This is a genomic window from Roseateles sp. P5_B10, assembly GCF_056400485.1.
Genome location: NZ_JBFULE010000774.1, coordinates 1 through 2441 on the forward strand (window position 1 = coordinate 1; position 2441 = coordinate 2441).

The 2441-nt window shown below is 64.3% G+C and carries 3 protein-coding genes; all 3 read left to right on the forward strand.

Going from position 1 to position 2441, the window contains the following annotated elements:
• Nucleotides 1-201: hypothetical protein (locus tag AC1DU6_RS27405; RefSeq protein ID WP_477860979.1), on the forward strand; the 201-nt coding region annotated here is incomplete at its 5' end.
• A complete protein-coding gene (gene ilvB, locus AC1DU6_RS27410; protein WP_477860981.1) occupies nucleotides 198-1997 on the forward strand; it encodes a biosynthetic-type acetolactate synthase large subunit in 1800 nt (599 codons plus the stop codon). The genes AC1DU6_RS27405 and ilvB, both read left to right, overlap by 4 nt.
• Before the next feature lie 155 nt (nucleotides 1998-2152).
• Nucleotides 2153-2441, forward strand: a 289-nt coding sequence (locus AC1DU6_RS27415; RefSeq protein WP_477860983.1) for a glutathione S-transferase N-terminal domain-containing protein, incomplete at its 3' end; no start/stop codon positions are given.

Below are 2441 nucleotides of genomic sequence, written 5' to 3' on the forward strand. Positions count from 1 at the left end.
GGCGAAGTCCACGCGGTCGAGTTCAGGTGCTTTGGGTTTGGGCATGGCGATGATCTTGGACTGATGGTCCGTCGTGTTTCTAGTGCTTCAGAAATATTTTCCGCTCGTTGTGATATGTCGGCAAGATTTGCTTTGGTTGGTATTTTTTTCGGAAAAAACAGAAGCACTTTTTGCGAAAGTTCGGGAACAGTAGCAGCATGAACAGCCTCCCCATGATCGACGTCGAAGTTCCCGCCACCCGGGCCTTTGGGCCGCCTGCAAGCGCGGCCGACGAGGTGCTCGAGGTCACCGGCGCCGCGCTGMTGATCGACACCCTGCTTGCGCTTGGCATCGACACGGTGTTCGGCTATCCGGGTGGAGCGGTGCTGCCGCTCTACGACGCTCTGCACAGCGAGCCTCGCCTGCGCCATGTGCTGGTGCGCCACGAGCAGGCCGCAGTGCATGCGGCCCAGGGCTATGCGCGCTCGACCGGCAGATTGGGCGTGGTGTTTGTGACCTCGGGTCCTGGCATGAGCAACACCACCACCGGGCTGCTCGACGCGCTGTGCGACTCGGTGCCGGTGCTGTGCATCAGCGGCCAGGTGGCCACGTCGTCCATCGGGACTGACGCGTTCCAGGAGTGCGACGCACTCGGCATCTCGCGCTCGGTGACCAAGTGGAACGTGCAACTTCGCCGTGCTGACGACATCGAAGCCGTGGTGCATAAGGCCGTGGCCGTCGCGCGGAGCGGACGGCCCGGTCCGGTGCTGGTGGATTTCCCCAAAGACCTCCAGCAGCGAAAGGTCACGAAACGGCTGGCGCCGCCAACGCCAACGCCGACGGTGCCGATGCCGTTCAAGCGCTCCACTCTTGCCCAGATTGAGGCTGCGGCACACGCGATCCGCCAAGCCCAAAGACCCGTGTTCTACGGTGGCGGGGGCTTGATCAACTCGGGCGTCGAGGCCTGTCAAGCCTTTCGCCAGCTGGTGCGCGCTGCCGGCGCGCCCTGCACGCTCACATTGATGGGGCTCGGCGCCTACCCGGCGTCCGACCCGCAGTGGTTGGGCATGCTGGGCATGCACGGCACGCTCGAAGCCAATCTGGCGATGCACCATGCCGATCTGATCGTCTGCGTCGGCGCACGTTTCGATGACCGCGTCACCGGCCGGCTCGACCAGTTCTGTCCGCAAGCGCGTGTTGTTCACATCGACATCGACCCGACCTCGATCAACAAGACGGTCAAGGCCCACATCCCCATCGTCGGGGACTGCGAGTCTGCTCTCACCCAGTTGTTGACACATTTTGCAGACCTGCCTGTTCCGCGGGATCGGCTGGCGCCATGGTGGACTCGCATCAAGTGCTGGCGGGCCGAGCGATCCTTGGCCTACGACGATGGGACAGGTGCGATTGCACCGCAGGCGCTGATGACGCGCTTGCAGGCAGCACTCAGCAAGTTGGACGCCATCGTCTCCACCGACGTCGGTCAGCACCAGATGTGGGCCGCCCAGCACCTGAGCTTCGAGAAGCCCATGCGCTGGCTGACCTCAGGCGGCGCCGGCACGATGGGCTACGGCCTGCCGGCGGCCATCGGCGCGCAGGTCGCCCACCCGGACAAGACTGTGGTCTGCGTCAGCGGCGATGCATCGATCCTCATGAACATCCAGGAGCTGTCCACCGCCGTGCAGCATCGCACGCCGGTGAAGGTGGTGTTGTCCAACAACGGCTACATGGGCATGGTGCGCCAGTGGCAGGAACTGATCCACGGGGGGCGCTACAGCCACAGCTACACCGCGGCACTGCCCGACTTTGTGGCCGTGGCCCGTGGCTTTGGCTGGCGGGCCCGCCGTGTCACCCAGCGCAGCGAACTGGACGCAGCGCTGGCCGAATGCCTGGCGTCCGACCAACCGTATTTTCTGGATGTGGCAGTCGTGGCCCAGGAGAACTGCTTCCCGATGATCCCTGCCGGATGCGGGCATCAGCAGGTGATGTTGGGCAAAGACCGGGTGTACGCGCAATGATGAGCAGCGGTTCACGGGTCGCGGAACTGCTTGACCGTGCCGCTGGCGCTGCGCCCAACCGTGTTGCCGATGCGTGGGCGCGCGAGAAGCTGCGCGCCATGCCCGCACATTGATTTGACCGGCGTGCCGCTTGCGGCCGCCGATGGAGCAACTTCATGGTTACCCTCTATCACTGCATGAGCGCACGCTCCTTCCGGCCCTTGTGGATGCTGGAGGAGCTTGAGCTGCCCTACAAGCTCCTGTTGCTGCCGTTTCCGCCGCGCGTGTCGGCGCGCTGGTATCTCGACGAGAACCCCCTGGGAACCGTGCCCYTGATGGTTGACGGCGATGTCCGCATGACCGAGTCCGCCGCGATCTGCGAGTACCTGTGCGCGCTGAGTGCCCCGACGACGCTGCAAGTCGAACCGGGCGAAACAGGCTTTGGCGCCTTCCTGAATTTCCTTC